Origin of the sequence: Peribacillus sp. FSL E2-0218, assembly GCF_037992945.1 — a bacterium.
Taxonomy (GTDB): Bacteria; Bacillota; Bacilli; order Bacillales; family DSM-1321; genus Peribacillus; species Peribacillus simplex_B.
On the sequence record NZ_CP150304.1, the window covers coordinates 4,310,323 to 4,325,623 of the forward strand.

A 15,301-nucleotide genomic window follows, 5' to 3' on the forward strand; every position below is an offset into this window, starting at 1 on the left:
GCAATTAATCATGAGGATAATTATCAGGTGAAAAACCCCTAAAAGTTGAATATATATAGGAACTTATAAATGATTCAGTAAGTCGATCTATCACAATATAGAACTAATCAAGAGCTATGTGTAGCTTTGAAATAAAGATTGATCAAAAAGTCATCCTGCCCCCCATATTAGTGTAAATAAAAAGAATCCATTTTGAAAAAAATGATCAAAATGGTTTCTTTTCTTGTGATACAGTATACAGTTATTGTAAAATGATTGCTTTTTTTAGTAAACCTTAATGAACTAACGCACCCCTTAGTTCATTAAGAAAACCTGTTTTTTTAGTTTTAATAAAACTTTTTCCCTTTTCTTTATAAGGGAAGGTTCTTCATCCCACCATCTTAAGTCACTACCACTATCTATTATTTCTACTGCTATTTTTTTCACATTTTCCTCAAGCCTACCCAATTTCCATTGAATAGCTGCTAATGAAAGCCAAAACACGGTAGTATCTTCTTCATCAAACTCTTCGGCTTTTAAAGACTGTTCAACTAAAATATTTGTCGCCTCTTCAGAAGAAAAACCCACTGCAATTAAATCCTTTATAATGTAACTGCACATCTTCAGCAAAATAATCTGAAAAAATTGCCGTCCCCCAGGTTGCCATAATATGCCCTCCAAACCTATAACATTATTTAAATAAGTCTATTTCAGCTATTTAACTCTTTCTTCAACTATCCTGCCCCTTTAGTTCATTAAGAAAGAGCTACCTTAAAGACAGCTCCGATCTTCAGCTAACGCACCTGATAATTTACGTTCTTTTGGAAAAGGGGAACTTCACCCCAAAATCCATTCATATACGTAGTGTCCGCCTGTACCTATTAAAAAGTATTTAAGAAAGATCAAAAGTTTATTTGGCTTATCATAATTCACAAATAACATAAATAATCCAAATAAAACCCCAAATCCTAGTGATTGATATAAAAGTGTCATTTAATCGTCCTTAAGCAAAAGTTAATTTTTACAGATAATCTTAGCATATAATTAATATTGATAATAATTGCTAGTCTTCCTTCACTAAAGATTATTTAATATTGATATTGAACCGGTACCGTTTATTTTTCAAGTTAAAGAGTGCGTTTCTGTAGCCAGCAGGAACGTTTTTTTTATTTGAACTCACATTTAATTTAAGTGTATAGCTTCACACTTTCGGGAGGTCAATTGTCGAATAAAGATCAAACAGCGCTCTTGAACTAATCTGCCCGGTTAGTTGATTAAGGATGATTTAGAATCATGGCATGATAAAGGGTCGTTGAGAATTACACGATCTAATATCACATTAATTTCCTTCTGCTAAGTAATAAGGTGTTTTGTCACCTTGGCAACCAATGATTGAGTATTTATTTTCTTCAACTACAATTTTCTCGCATTCAAATGTGTTAATTTCTCCACTGCCGTATTCATCTCTAGTGGTATCCTCAGTAACTTCAAGCTGCTCTCCGTTATATGTTAATTCAGTTAGGATTGGGTCGCCTTCCTTCGTGTAAGCCACCACACGAATACTATCCTTATCCCCTGTTTCTGTATTTTTGATAAATTCTTTTAACCTAGATTCATTTTCAATATCGCCATTATTCCTATTCACAATATCCGTATCAGAAGGAACAAATTTTTTTGAATCAGTCTCTATATCGGCACAACCAACTATAAGCAAAAACATTATGCTGGCAGTTATAAAACTCACATATCTCACCATAAACTCCCCCTTTAGTTATATGACGTTATAAATCGTTTTCAGTTTCACTTTTTCAACGGTCCTGCCCCTTTTGTTCCATAAGAAAAGAGCTGCCGAAGCAACTCCCTGATTGATGAATAAGAACAGTTCTTACAATGTCATTAAATTCACAGTAACGATTATTGCTAGTGAAGCCCATACAAGAAAAAGGATTGCAGCAAGATGCTGGGATGCTTCGTCTTTTATTGCTTTTATAAATGTTAATATAAAGCTATATCCAATAATGAAAAATAAAATTGCATATAAGAAAAACAATAGATACATTATACATTCCTTTCGTTATACGTTAGATCTATAATGCTTGCAGCAGAAACTGTATGATAAAATATGACGCGAAAAACAAAAATTATTAGGAGCCTGCTGCCATAGCCATTCCGATGATTATTAGAAGGAAACCTAACAAAATTACGCCACTTCCTAATGAAAAAATGAAATCAAATACAAATGAAATGGTACTAAATGTTTTATTTTTATATGTTTTTGCTACATTAACAAAATAAAAGATAGCCAAAACAATAAGAAGTAAACCCACTAAAGATAATAATGACCAAATCATATGAACACTCTCCACAATCTTTGTTTTAAATGACTCTAATCTGTTATTGCCTTAGTTTGAACAGAGTTACATAACCTAGGATCAGAAAGTAACTCTGTTAATTCGCTTAAATATAAATAATGTTTATCGCATTGTGAGGAATTAGGTATTCTTTCACCCTTATTCATCATTTCTAACATTGGAGAGGAAAGAAGAACTTCAACGATAAGTAAATCCGGTTCTGCTAAGTTCATTTTGAAGCCTGCAAATACATCTTCTTGTTTTATGTCTTTAACAGTTTGAATTAGACTTTGTAACTTAGTAACACTAATCGTTAATTTTATTAAAGGAAAACATCTTACCGTAGGGTTTTTTACTATCTTTCTATTCCTATAATCATAAACGAAATAAAACTTATCCTGATATTGATTCCGTTTTTTAAATTCATTAGTTAGTAAGTAATATTGGTCAGTAAGTCCAGTTGATAATTGAGACTCTTCTACCCCTACCAATAACGTCAGATTTTCTGGGGAAGAAATTGATATCGTGGTTATTGAGTTTTTTGATATTTTGGAGTTATATTCCATTAATTCACTTAGCTGAGGATTCGATAACTCACCTGCATGGATTCCTATCAGGTATTGATTCATATTCTACACACTCCTTTTATACTTACTAAGTAAATACGATATGTAAAAAAAAAATCCTTCTTCATCACACCTGCCCCGTTAGTTCCATAAAAAAAGCTGCCTTAAGGACAGCTCTAATCTTCAGCTAACGCACCCGTTAGTTCATTAAGCCTTTTTTCTTTTCTTCCAGTCTGTCACTTAATTCGTTAAAGGTCTGAACTACCTCAGGCATTGATAATTTTTTTGCTAATAAATTCCCTTTTTCGATTGATTTAGAAGCTTCTTCAAATAAATTTGCTTTAATTTGAGCATCTGCAAGGCAATACCAATAAAACCAAGCATCCATTTTTAAAATTTTATCCTTATAGAAATTTTCAATTATAGGGTAGTATTTAGGATATGAATCTTTATCAAAAACCAATTTTTCACCATTCCATTTTAATACATCTACTAAATAACTTTCACCAATATACGATTGCCAGGTAGCTAAACTGACTTTTTTATTTTGGTTCAATAAGTCTATCTCAAAATAAGGAACATCTGCAATTTTCTTTAATGAATTATTAACCCATTTGAAAATTTCAAGTTTGTTTCCTGCAGCTGCACCAATTGAAACACCGAATAAATATTCTTTTGTACCATCACCAGTAATATCAGCTAAACCTGAAAAATCCAAACCAACTCCTTGAGCTTTTGTTTCCCAAACATTATTAACCTTTTTTAGTACCATTACTCCAAACTCGGAAGGATTAGGTTGTTCTTTTGCTTTAATTTCAAAAGTAGCGATTATTTCTTTTTGCCCATCGTGGTTAAAATCATAAAGTTGAATTGGCTGTGTGGAGAAAGGTTTTTCAGGGTTTACAAGTAACGAGTTCGATGGTTTAAACTTCTTAACAATGTTCATTATATCTTTTTCCTGGTTTTCGTTAGCATGAACAAATATCGGTGATAGATTTAATGTCACCAATATTAAGGTAAATTGCATTATTTTCTTCATCAAGTTTGTCCCCTTATACCGGTATGGATTTATAATTCCCTATTATCGCTTTGTATATTATGGACTTTATTTATAAAACAATTATGGAACTAAACTGCCCCTTTAGTTCATTAAGCAAAAAGGCCACCAAATGGCAGCCATTGTTCTCAAGCTAAACCAGCTAATAGGAAGTCAATATTTTTCTCTAAAATTTTCATTTCCCTTATGATATACTATTTTTGTTCATGACAAATAACCCTCCAAAACCCTTTTGGAAGGATTTTTCTCTGTTTCACAAAATCGTTAATCAGGCTAAATCTAGGAATGCTTCTTTTCTCTTTAATAAAGCGTAAATCCAATGAAGCAACTTATTCATACAGGCAACGATTGACACTTTGGCTGGTTTTCCTTCTGATTTTTTCTTATCATAGAAGGCTTTAAGCTTTTTGTTCCTTGAACTTCTTATGCCACATAGTACGGCAAGATACAGAGAATGACGTAGTCTGCTCGAACCTCTTTTAGTAATACGATTAATGGTTGCCGTAAACTTACCCGATGAGTGAACACTTGGATCTACTCCAGCGAAGGCAACTAGTTTTTTCGGGTGATTAAACCGATCGATTTCACCAATCTCAGAGATAATCGTGGCTGCGATTTTTTCTCCGATACCGGGAATCGATTGGATGATCTTATATTCTTCCAGTTCATTTGCCAGGGCCACTATACGATCTTCCAACTCAGAGAGGTGTCCCTGGTAATGAAAAAGCAACTCAATATACATACGAAGATTGATTACGTGACTTTGATACACGTTTATTTGAAATGGATTTCGAGACGCGGAGTCCATTATTTTTTTTGCTTTTTCCCATGCCCATTGACCCGATCGGCTAGGACAGAACTCTATAACACTCTCTGCTAGTTTACTTTCTCCGGCTGCTAATACCGCCTCTGAAGTGGGATATTCCTTTAATATCAATAAGGAAACCCTTGAATATAGATCCCCAAAAACCTTCCGGTATTCAGGAAACACTTGATCTAAAATGGTGTGAAACTGAAGTTTAGCTTCCACATACATATTCGTTACGATTTCCTGTTGTCTGGACAAATTCCGAAGGTCTAATAGCTGAATTCCTCTAACTTTATGAGGTTCTAAATCCTCTTTGTAATACAGCACACACAACTGGTACGCATCGATAGCGTCCGTTTTTACCTTCCGTAAGCTGGACTTCTTTGCCTGATAAGAAATAATCGGATTTAGTAAGATATATGGAATCCCTTGTTCCTCCAGGTATTGAATAACAGGAGAATGGTAATGCCCTGTAGATTCTAAAATGACCATAGGCATCTGCCCTGTCACCTCTTCAATTTCTTTTAGAAATTCTAAAAAATGATCTAACTCCTCTTTGATATGCTTCATTGAAAAGCTCTTCCCATACGGTTTAGATTGATCTAAAAATGCCTGAACTTGGCTCTCTCCTTTTGCCACATCCAGACCAACAACTGGATTCATTGTTTTTTCCTCCTCTACTTACTAACCAGTACCCCTAGTCCTCTCCATGTAGTGTCATAGCTTCGCTTGTTATACGAGATCTGCGTCCCAACCAGCCTCAAACATGTTTCTACAAGTAGGGGGCGGACAGTTTAGTTCACGGGATCAAGTCCCACGCACCCGTACGTCCTACCCTGGCTACTGATATAATAGATTCTATTAAAAAAAGGTCAACCAGTAATTTTTACTGGTCGACCTTATAATACGAACGCACCCGTTAGTTCCACAACTCATAAATCGGCAGGTTGAAATTCAATTGATTTTGCTTGATACATTTTGTCTAGAAATTCATAAACAATAACAATTTCACCAATATAGCCAGCTGGAGAAATTTGACCTGGGATTTTAGCAATTAGTTGATTATCTTTTACTTCATAATCAATAATACTGCCAAAACCTATATCCTCAAATAAGTTTGAAGGTCGTATTTTTAAAGGTGTTATATCTACAATAGATACCTTATCACCCAAACTGACTTCTGCTTTTTGAGTCGATAATTTTGTTTTTACATTTTTATAAATAATTGCAATAGGATTTTCAACAAGCACGTCAATCAATCCATTAGTATTTTTATAAACATAAACTTCTTCTTCTAAAACACCAGTACCATAACCTTTCGTCAAGATTATGATTAACTCTTTCTTTTCATCTTTGTTAATGTCTTCATAAAATATTTTTGGGGCGTAGGAAGGGTTGGTATCGTTTATCCAATAAGGTCTTGAGTAAACCTTTCCCTTGAAATCAATTTTAAAATCTCGATATAGACTACCCATCTTTTTTGCATAGACAGTTATATTATCTTTATCAGATTTTGCTATGACAGTATTTCCAGGAATTGTTGCTCCTGCTTTATTAGGGACTATAACAAGAAGAAATGCCATTATAAAAATAATGTATCTTTTCATTAGTTTAACACCTCATTTTAGTGTTCCCTAAGATGTATTCTTATTCAACTAAACTGCCCCTTTAGTTCCATAAGAAAAAGAGACCTTATAGACAGCTCCTATCATAAGCTAACGTACCCTTTAGTTCTTTAAGAACGCTCTCTTTTTATATCAAAGGTACGACACGCCAGGAATTTTCAATTGTGAATTGTTCTCCTATAATTCCTTTAAGATCCAACTCCGTTTTTGCCTGACTTTTCAAAGCAGAAAAGGATGAATTTATATAATTCTTATGTGCTTCTTCACTTAACCACCCAGTGAGTACAAGGAAGCGTTTATCATCTTTAACAGAAGAACCAAACTCCCCACCAAGCATTTTTTCAGTCTTTTTCATACCTGGGTTCCAAACTTTGCTTTGTGTTTCTATAAAATGAGAAGCCCTTCCCTCCTTTACATTAGAAAGTGCAGTTCGAATAAAATTACTTTCTCTTAATATCGATAATATGTCTTTTTCAATTCCCTGAATATTAAAGACCTCTTCAAATAATTCAACCTCAATTGATGTATATGTACTTGACTGATTAGTGTTTAAAAATATACTGTCGTGAACATTATTCATAAAATAAGCATAAACTTCTTTATTTTCCCAGAAGGAAAATACACAAGCAGTAGATTTATTTTTTTTACTCCATCCACCAACTTGTCCTAAGAATCCGTTGATGGTGTTTAAAGGTTGCCATTGTTCTTGTAATTTTGAGAATAAATCTATTTTATCTTTTTTTACCTGACAAGAAATCCTTTTAATAATCATGATTAAGTGTCCCCCTTAATTTTCAACTTTACCATTATCTTCTATCGGGGTGACTACTTATGCAACTAATCTGCCCCTTTAGTTCCATAAGAAAGAGCTGCCTTAAAGACAGCTCCGATCTTCAGCTAAACCAGCTAATAGGAAGTCAATATTTTTCTCTAAAATTTTCATTTCCCTTATGATATACTATTTTTGTTCATGACAAATAACCCTCCAAAACCCTTTTGGAAGGATTTTTCTCTGTTTCACAAAATCGTTAATCAGGCTAAATCTAGGAATGCTTCTTTTCTCTTTAATAAAGCGTAAATCCAATGAAGCAACTTATTCATACAGGCAACGATTGACACTTTGGCTGGTTTTCCTTCTGATTTTTTCTTATCATAGAAGGCTTTAAGCTTTTTGTTCCTTGAACTTCTTATGCCACATAGTACGGCAAGATACAGAGAATGACGTAGTCTGCTCGAACCTCTTTTAGTAATACGATTAATGGTTGCCGTAAACTTACCCGATGAGTGAACACTTGGATCTACTCCAGCGAAGGCAACTAGTTTTTTCGGGTGATTAAACCGATCGATTTCACCAATCTCAGAGATAATCGTGGCTGCGATTTTTTCTCCGATACCGGGAATCGATTGGATGATCTTATATTCTTCCAGTTCATTTGCCAGGGCCACTATACGATCTTCCAACTCAGAGAGGTGTCCCTGGTAATGAAAAAGCAACTCAATATACATACGAAGATTGATTACGTGACTTTGATACACGTTTATTTGAAATGGATTTCGAGACGCGGAGTCCATTATTTTTTTTGCTTTTTCCCATGCCCATTGACCCGATCGGCTAGGACAGAACTCTATAACACTCTCTGCTAGTTTACTTTCTCCGGCTGCTAATACCGCCTCTGAAGTGGGATATTCCTTTAATATCAATAAGGAAACCCTTGAATATAGATCCCCAAAAACCTTCCGGTATTCAGGAAACACTTGATCTAAAATGGTGTGAAACTGAAGTTTAGCTTCCACATACATATTCGTTACGATTTCCTGTTGTCTGGACAAATTCCGAAGGTCTAATAGCTGAATTCCTCTAACTTTATGAGGTTCTAAATCCTCTTTGTAATACAGCACACACAACTGGTACGCATCGATAGCGTCCGTTTTTACCTTCCGTAAGCTGGACTTCTTTGCCTGATAAGAAATAATCGGATTTAGTAAGATATATGGAATCCCTTGTTCCTCCAGGTATTGAATAACAGGAGAATGGTAATGCCCTGTAGATTCTAAAATGACCATAGGCATCTGCCCTGTCACCTCTTCCATTTCTTTTAGAAATTCTAAAAAATGATCTAACTCCTCTTTGATATGCTTCATTGAAAAGCTCTTCCCATACGGTTTAGATTGATCTAAAAATGCCTGAACTTGGCTCTCTCCTTTTGCCACATCCAGACCAACAACTGGATTCATTGTTTTTTCCTCCTCTACTTACTAACCAGTACCCCTAGTCCTCTCCATGTAGTGTCATAGCTTCGCTTGTTATACGAGATCTGCGTCCCAACCAGCCTCAAACATGTTTCTACAAGTAGGGGGCGGACAGTTTAGTTCACGGGATCAAGTCCCACGCACCCGTACGTCCTACCCTGGCTACTGATATAATAGATTCTATTAAAAAAAGGTCAACCAGTAATTTTTACTGGTCGACCTTATAATACGAACGCACCCGTTAGTTTAAGTACAATTCTTCACAAACTCATATTCCTCCACAAAACTGACCTGCAGCTTAACAGGAAAAGGCGATTTCTCAATTAATTTCTATTTGGATTATTTATTTGAATGTGAGGAAAGACCCCGCCCCATAAGTTACATAAAGAAAAACCTGTCATCAAGACAGCTCCGATCTGCAGCTAACGCATCCGCTAGTTCATTAAGGCTTATCGCAGAGTTAATAAACTGTACGGGAAATCTGTTAGATAATACATATATTAAGCAAAGTGCTCATAATTTTAGGTTTGTTTTTCAAAAGCAAGTTTAAAACCAAAGCCTAATAAAACAAATCCAGTGGCTCCTTGTAAAACTTTTTGTACAGAAGGTTTTCTTATCCAATATTTCAGGTAATTTATTAAATAAACACAAGTTAGATACCATATAAGGTTTAAAAATGCATAGGAGCATCCCATCACTAATAATTGAGTAAAATGGCCTTCTCCTGGTTTAACAAATTGGGGTAAGAATGTAAAGAAAAATACGGCGACTTTTGGGTTGGAGACGCAGGTTATAAAACCTTGGAAAAAGCAACTGTTTCTTTTTGAGTTACTTTTTATTTGTGATTTTTGACCTTCTACTTTAAGTTCGCTCGGCTTCCGTAAGGAAAGTAAAGATTTAACACCAAGGTAGATTAAATATACGGCACCAGCATACTTGAATATTGAAAAGACATAAGCCGATTGAAGGATGATTGCTGACAACCCAAATACTGCTGCCAAGATATGGAGGATTAGCCCAGAGAATGACCCAAAAACGGTCTTGACCCCGCCTTTTTTACCAAGAGAGATTGTGTTTTGAATAAGAACTCCTGCATTTGGACCTGGCATTATAATAAGTAAAAAAGACATCATTAAAAATAATAGATAATTTTCCAATTCATATCCTCCTTTTTTAATTTGGTTTAATGATGACCAATAATATCAAGGATCCAGCATAAAGAATACTTGAGCTGTCTTTTAGGGCACCTTTTTCTTAATGGACTAATTGAATTATTCTCATTTACAATCACCCCAGTTTGAAATATCTCTATTTTACCATTAATTATCAGAAAACTATGTATAAGATACAAAAAAAGGAACCTCTAGGGAGATTCCTAAATTAATCATCTTTACGGCTGAATTATTAATATTTCCCAATAGCCGTAAGCAGCCCTCGGATTTGGGGGTTTGTGCCGATTTACCTGACTTTTTCTCCTTTTAAAATAATGAAAATAATCGTTCGATGTTCTCTTCAAAGTTTTGTTGAATATTTACTTTTTTCGGTGCAATTCCATTATTCATGAGTTGCAAATGTCCAAGTACGTAACTAAGAAACATTTGTACATTTTGCTCAATCATTGATTCATCTTTTGTAATGGGTTTAATAATTTCAACTAATATGTTATGCAGCTTTTCCATTTGCTGTGAAACTGCATCGGTATCACTGAATTCAGCAAGTCCGCCAACCATATCTGGAAATGTGAGTCTGGATTGTGAATATGAAATCACGCAGAACGCGAATTTACGTAACGCGTCTTTACCTGAGTACGCTAATAATTCATGGTAAATCAATTCGACCAAGCCTTTTAGGTAGATGGCTACAACTCCACTTTTTAAATCCTCCAGATTACTTACATATCGATACATCGATTGCGGCTGAATGGATAATGAACGGGCTAACCCATTATAGGTCAGTTTATTAAATCCCATTTCGCTACTGATTTTCAAACCTTCTTCTAGCACAATTTCTCTTGATAAACTAATTCGCTTTGTCATAATTCCATCCTTCTTTATGTTTGTCGCTTGACTAACTCATACCATGAGTATATAGTTGGTGACATGAGTTAGCAAGGAGTTTTAAATATATTTTTAAAGGAGCGATTTGCAATGAGTATTCTACAGGTTAATGGTGCCAATTTATATTATGAAAAAATTGGTCAAGGTCCTGTTATCATCTTGATTCCAGGAGCTAATGGCACTGGAGATATTTATGCCAAAACAGCTGGTCTTTTACAAGAACAGTATACGGTTGTAACTTATGACCGCCGCGGCTATGGACAGAGTGAATTAACTACACCATTGCCGAAAGATGCCCAGAATCCACACAGCACTTACCGTCTTGAAACCGACGCTAATGATGTAGCTGCATTAGCAAAACACCTTACTGATGACCCGATATATATTTTGGGCAGCAGTTCCGGTGCAATTGTCGCTATGGAAACCTTGCAAGACTATCCTGGCATTGTAAAAAAAGTCGCTTTCCACGAACCGCCAATCAACTCATTTTTGCCTGATTCATCGGATTGGGCAGCCATGAATGAAAAAATAGTTGAAACTTTCCAGACAGAGGGAATGGCGGCAGCCATGAAACTATTCGGCGAAGCGCTGCATATCGCTCCTATGGATGCCAAAATGATGGCTAAACCAGCTGTTTCGCTCGAAAATATAGATAACCCCGTTGTTAAAGGAATGGCCGATTGGTTCAAATATGAAATTCTCCAATACACCAGTCGTAAAATTGATTTAAACAAAATGGCAGAGCAAAAAGAAAAAATCATCTTATTTAATGGAACGGATTCAGTGGGTTCATTCCCTCAAGATGTTGTCAGAGACTTGTCCGAGAAGTTTGATTTACCTATTCACTCCATTGCTGGCGCTCATTTAGGCTATGCACAAAAGCCCCAGGAATTTGCTCAAACTGTAAAAGAAGTATTTGTTTAACGTAGAAAGGGATGAAATAGATGAACTATTCTAAAATTGATTTCCATGCTCATTATCTTTCTCCCGGGTATAAACATTTTTTAAAAACGCAATTCAATGATATGGGGGATGGAGTAAAAACTCCAGAATATTCAATTGATTTGACGCTGGAAACTATGGATAAAACAAACATAGATTATTCGGTGATTTCAATTTCGTCACCACACATTAATACGGGAGAAATGAACAGTACGATCGAGTTAGCCGCAGAGGTCAATAACTATGCGGCTGAACAGCAGCGAAAATACCCCAAACAGATCGGCTTTTTGGCTTCTCTACCGCTTCCGCATATTGAAGCTAGTTTAGCGACGATCGAGCTAGCTCTAACCGAACAACATGCGACCGGTTTTACATTACCCACCAACTCCCGTGGGGTATACCTGGGTGACCCGCTTCTTGACCCCATTATGGAATCATTGAATGAACATCATGCCATTGTGGCATTGCATCCCAATGAGCCTGGTAAGTATGACACAAAAATTGCGGGTCAAATTCCAACTCCAATTATGGAATTTTTCTTTGATACGACACGCACTGTATTAAACATGTTGCAAAATGGGATTTTCGTCCGCTATCCCCATATTAAATTCATTATTCCACATGCTGGCGCAGTCCTCCCCATTATTGCAAGTCGTGTGAAACTGGCGCAAGTGTTGAATCCAGATTTGACCGATGAACAAGTGGATATTATGGCTGTCATGCGCTCGCAATATTTCGACGTCGCGGGTATCGTTCTTCCCCAACAACTGCCAGCCTTGCTTGACTTAGTCGACCAGAATAAGCTGCTATACGCTTCCGACACACCGTACACACCAACCAAATTTGTGATTAGTTTGGCTGAACAACTTGAACAAACGGGTATATTATCAGAAGCAATGAAGCAAAAAATGTTCAAAACCAATGCATATAGATTGCTGAATTTGGAGTAGGTTATACCTATTGAATATACCTTTGCTTGTGACGGTTTTTCTATTTACCTCTCCCTTGAATTAGGATTTTTAATAAAAAAAGGGGATGTGTTTTGACTTCCAGCATCATCCCTTATAAGAAGACGATCCGTTTAAAAAGGCTGCCATATGGCAGCCTTTTTATAGCGCTAACGCACCCATTTGTTCACAATCCTGCGCCTTTAGTTCCATAAAGAAGAAGCTGCCTTAAAGACAGCTCCGATCCTAAGCTAAAGCACCCGTTAGTTGATTAAGGATTAATTAAAAGATAAATAATCTAATAATAATTTTCGAGCTTTTTCATTATTCATATACTCTTCATAAAATGTTGGATAATCCGCCACTTTTTCTTCTAAAAAACGATATTGATGAAATATATCAAAGAAAGATAAATGAAGCCATTCTAATTGACCTTGGGGAATTCTTTTTGAATTTCCTCTCAAGACATAGCTCAGGCTTCCTACAATATTCATCCAATATGTGTTTAAATCACCTGTCAGACAATCCTCCTTGGAAAGTTCCTTATTGAAATCTTCTTGTATTTTATCAGTATCTCTGTATGGAAAAGGGTTATATAGACTTGCCTTTAAATTTTTCAATTCCTCATATATTTTCAATTTATCTATGTTAAACACCACCAAGTAAAAATGATTTTATTATATTTAATTTTACCATTCTTTCTTCAACTAAACTGCCCCGATAGTTCATGAAGAAGGAATCAAAAATATCCATTTCTCTGATCCATTTTATTCAATTAATAAGCGATTCATTGAATCCGGATTTTCAGGTTGATTAAGTTTCCATGTCATTTTGGCATAAACTGTTTAAAGATGGGGAGGATTAGGTAATACATAGATAGTGTTCCTTTGAACTTGTTGGAAAATTAGCTTTATGCCTTTAATTTTTTACTGAAAGGAAGTACTTGAATTTGGGTAAAATTAATTCATTTGATAAGATAAAGAAATTTAGAACGATGTCAAATAGGGAATTATCTCATATTATTCAATCTAATTTATGGTATACGCCTGTTATATATGTATTTATCTCCTTTCTATTGGTAGGTGCTGCATTAACGGCAGACTATCAATATGAGTTAGGAAAAAATATGATCACTATTTATGCGGTGGATTATAGTCTTACTCAAGCCATTGTCGGTACGCTTACAGCAGCCACTTTGACATTAACTACGTTTACATTTAACTTGGTTCTGGTCGTTTTCACGACATTTTCCGGACAGTTTTCGCCACGCATGTTGAAAAATTTCATTGCCAGTAAAGCCACCCAACGTGTGCTTGGGATTTTTACAGCAAGTTTTTTCTATATGCTATTATGTTATCTATTCCTGAATAAGGAGATTGCACAATATTATTTTGCAGTACCTGTTTTAGCCACGATAATAGCCGCAATATCTATAGGAACGTTTGTCTTTTTCATTAATCATGCGGTCAATTGGCTGCAGGTTAACCAAATGACTTATGACATGAAAAAAGAAGCGTTAAGCATTGTAAAAAGTACGTTAGAAGATGAAATAGATCCATATAAAGTAAAAGATATAAGTACTATTACGGGCCAAATATCCGAGAGTAAGGAATTTACTATTACTGCAAGGAAATCTGGTTATATTCAACTCGTGGATTATATTACCATGGTTAATGAAGCTCAAAAAGATGGCATCGTTATTCGGTTGGAATATACAATTGGAAGTTATGTTTTCGAATCAACGCCTATCTTATCCTATTGGAAAAAAAACGCGAAGGAAATAGATGAACTAAAGTATCTTTCGCTTTTTAGTATCAAAAGGAGGCAATCTGAAGTTCAAGATATTGAATTCAGTATCAACAAACTGGTGGAAGTTGCGATTAGGTCCATAGGAAATTATGATCCCAAAACAGCTACAAATGCAATCTATCAAATTGGTGAGGTACTTGCTTCCATTTCACGCAAATCCAATTTTTCTAATTACTTAATAGATGAAAATAATAATCTGCGCGTGATTTTACAGGAAAGGGATTTTAATCATTATCTTTATCATGGTTTTGGTTATATCAGACATTATGCTAAAGAAAATGTAATTGTGGCAACTGAAATTTTAAAAGTGTTAGCTTTAATGGCTAAATCCCTTAATCCACGTGACTATAAAGCCATTTGGGAGTTTGGAGTACTTACTGCAAGTGGATTCGAGAACCTTTTTTTATTTAAACTGGACCACCAGCAATTTCACCATGCGCTATCTAATCTTGCTGTTTCGACAAAGCATGAAAAAGAGTATGAAGAGTTCTTGAAACAAAGAAAAAAAATAGGATTAAATACCAATTCAACTAAACCCGAGTGATGAAATGCAACTGATCGTATATTAGTTTTGCAGCAGGAAACACCACCAGTGCACTCAGCTTGGTGGTATTTTTACTATACATAGGCGCTAACGTACCCGTTAGTTCTATCAGACTTATCGCAGAGCCGATACAAACAGTGTGGAATGGGATGTTATCAATGAAGAGTAGAGATAAAGTGAAGCAACGGGCAGAGATGACTTGCTCAATAAAACCACCCCTCAGTATTTTGAAGAAGACAATGGGTTGCATACTTATGAATCCGAATGTCCTGGTATTTTCAGTGAAGAAGAGAAGTGAAACTAGTTCAAGAATCGTAATTCATACACTAAGGATGAATTACGAAACCTGTAACCTGTGGGGAATTT

Annotated in this window: 15 protein-coding genes; 3 read left to right on the forward strand and 12 right to left on the reverse strand. The window is 35.4% G+C overall.

Annotated features, from left to right (window positions below; genetic code table 11):
• Nucleotides 1-294: 294 nt before the first annotated feature.
• From MHI53_RS20750 to MHI53_RS20800, 11 genes are all read right to left on the reverse strand, one after another.
• Nucleotides 295-567, reverse strand: a complete 273-nt coding sequence (locus MHI53_RS20750) for a hypothetical protein (protein WP_340372162.1) — start codon at nt 565-567, stop codon at nt 295-297.
• Nucleotides 568-1,318: 751 nt separating this feature from the next.
• Nucleotides 1,319-1,735: a DUF4362 domain-containing protein gene (locus MHI53_RS20755; RefSeq protein ID WP_340372163.1), complete on the reverse strand. Its 417-nt coding sequence runs from the start codon at nt 1,733-1,735 to the stop codon at nt 1,319-1,321.
• 388 nt (nt 1,736-2,123) lie between these two features.
• Nucleotides 2,124-2,330: a hypothetical protein gene (locus tag MHI53_RS20760; protein ID WP_061140984.1), complete on the reverse strand. Its 207-nt coding sequence runs from the start codon at nt 2,328-2,330 to the stop codon at nt 2,124-2,126.
• A 35-nt stretch (nt 2,331-2,365) separates the two neighbouring features.
• Entirely contained in the window at nt 2,366-2,959 is a 594-nt protein-coding gene (locus tag MHI53_RS20765; RefSeq protein WP_340372164.1) for a hypothetical protein, read from the reverse strand.
• A 136-nt stretch (nt 2,960-3,095) separates the two neighbouring features.
• Nucleotides 3,096-3,935, reverse strand: coding sequence for a hypothetical protein (locus tag MHI53_RS20770; RefSeq protein ID WP_340372165.1), 840 nt, complete (start codon nt 3,933-3,935; stop codon nt 3,096-3,098).
• A 286-nt stretch (nt 3,936-4,221) separates the two neighbouring features.
• Nucleotides 4,222-5,424, reverse strand: a complete 1,203-nt coding sequence (locus tag MHI53_RS20775; RefSeq protein ID WP_340372091.1) for an IS110 family transposase — start codon at nt 5,422-5,424, stop codon at nt 4,222-4,224.
• A gap of 269 nt (nt 5,425-5,693) precedes the next feature.
• On the reverse strand, nt 5,694-6,368 hold the full coding sequence (locus MHI53_RS20780; RefSeq protein WP_340372166.1) for a hypothetical protein: 675 nt from the start codon (nt 6,366-6,368) through the stop codon (nt 5,694-5,696).
• A 145-nt stretch (nt 6,369-6,513) separates the two neighbouring features.
• On the reverse strand, nt 6,514-7,158 hold the full coding sequence (locus tag MHI53_RS20785; protein ID WP_340372167.1) for a YdbC family protein: 645 nt from the start codon (nt 7,156-7,158) through the stop codon (nt 6,514-6,516).
• Nucleotides 7,159-7,418: 260 nt separating this feature from the next.
• Complete coding sequence (locus MHI53_RS20790; protein ID WP_340372149.1) at nt 7,419-8,621, reverse strand: IS110 family transposase; 1,203 nt, start codon at nt 8,619-8,621, stop codon at nt 7,419-7,421.
• Nucleotides 8,622-9,157: 536 nt separating this feature from the next.
• Entirely contained in the window at nt 9,158-9,793 is a 636-nt protein-coding gene (locus tag MHI53_RS20795) for a LysE family translocator (RefSeq protein ID WP_340372168.1), read from the reverse strand.
• A 321-nt stretch (nt 9,794-10,114) separates the two neighbouring features.
• On the reverse strand, nt 10,115-10,672 hold the full coding sequence (locus MHI53_RS20800; protein ID WP_100530976.1) for a TetR/AcrR family transcriptional regulator: 558 nt from the start codon (nt 10,670-10,672) through the stop codon (nt 10,115-10,117).
• 111 nt (nt 10,673-10,783) lie between these two features.
• On the opposite strand from MHI53_RS20800, the gene MHI53_RS20805 reads away from it, so the two are divergent.
• The gene (locus MHI53_RS20805; RefSeq protein ID WP_340372169.1) at nt 10,784-11,617 is read left to right on the forward strand and encodes an alpha/beta fold hydrolase; all 834 of its coding nucleotides are present in this window, start codon (nt 10,784-10,786) and stop codon (nt 11,615-11,617) included.
• 20 nt (nt 11,618-11,637) lie between these two features.
• Complete coding sequence (locus MHI53_RS20810; RefSeq protein ID WP_340372170.1) at nt 11,638-12,585, forward strand: amidohydrolase family protein; 948 nt, start codon at nt 11,638-11,640, stop codon at nt 12,583-12,585.
• A 275-nt stretch (nt 12,586-12,860) separates the two neighbouring features.
• Here MHI53_RS20810 and MHI53_RS20815 read toward each other — a convergent pair whose 3' ends face one another.
• Nucleotides 12,861-13,202 (reverse strand): YxiJ family protein, encoded by a 342-nt coding sequence (locus MHI53_RS20815; protein ID WP_340372171.1) that lies wholly within the window; start codon nt 13,200-13,202, stop codon nt 12,861-12,863.
• A gap of 329 nt (nt 13,203-13,531) precedes the next feature.
• Here MHI53_RS20815 and MHI53_RS20820 point away from each other — a divergent pair, with 329 nt between their 5' ends.
• Nucleotides 13,532-14,935 (forward strand): DUF2254 domain-containing protein, encoded by a 1,404-nt coding sequence (locus MHI53_RS20820; RefSeq protein ID WP_340372172.1) that lies wholly within the window; start codon nt 13,532-13,534, stop codon nt 14,933-14,935.
• Nucleotides 14,936-15,301: the final 366 nt, after the last annotated feature.

Coding starts and splice junctions, on each gene's coding strand:
- MHI53_RS20765 (WP_340372164.1), bottom strand. CDS start 2,959: ATGAATCAATACCTGATAGGAATCCATGCAGGTGAGTTATCGAATCCT.
- MHI53_RS20790 (WP_340372149.1), bottom strand. CDS start 8,621: ATGAATCCAGTTGTTGGTCTGGATGTGGCAAAAGGAGAGAGCCAAGTT.
- MHI53_RS20760 (WP_061140984.1), bottom strand. CDS start 2,330: ATGATTTGGTCATTATTATCTTTAGTGGGTTTACTTCTTATTGTTTTG.
- MHI53_RS20770 (WP_340372165.1), bottom strand. CDS start 3,935: ATGAAGAAAATAATGCAATTTACCTTAATATTGGTGACATTAAATCTA.
- MHI53_RS20810 (WP_340372170.1), top strand. CDS start 11,638: ATGAACTATTCTAAAATTGATTTCCATGCTCATTATCTTTCTCCCGGG.
- MHI53_RS20780 (WP_340372166.1), bottom strand. CDS start 6,368: ATGAAAAGATACATTATTTTTATAATGGCATTTCTTCTTGTTATAGTC.
- MHI53_RS20800 (WP_100530976.1), bottom strand. CDS start 10,672: ATGACAAAGCGAATTAGTTTATCAAGAGAAATTGTGCTAGAAGAAGGT.
- MHI53_RS20755 (WP_340372163.1), bottom strand. CDS start 1,735: ATGGTGAGATATGTGAGTTTTATAACTGCCAGCATAATGTTTTTGCTT.
- MHI53_RS20775 (WP_340372091.1), bottom strand. CDS start 5,424: ATGAATCCAGTTGTTGGTCTGGATGTGGCAAAAGGAGAGAGCCAAGTT.
- MHI53_RS20785 (WP_340372167.1), bottom strand. CDS start 7,158: ATGATTATTAAAAGGATTTCTTGTCAGGTAAAAAAAGATAAAATAGAT.
- MHI53_RS20805 (WP_340372169.1), top strand. CDS start 10,784: ATGAGTATTCTACAGGTTAATGGTGCCAATTTATATTATGAAAAAATT.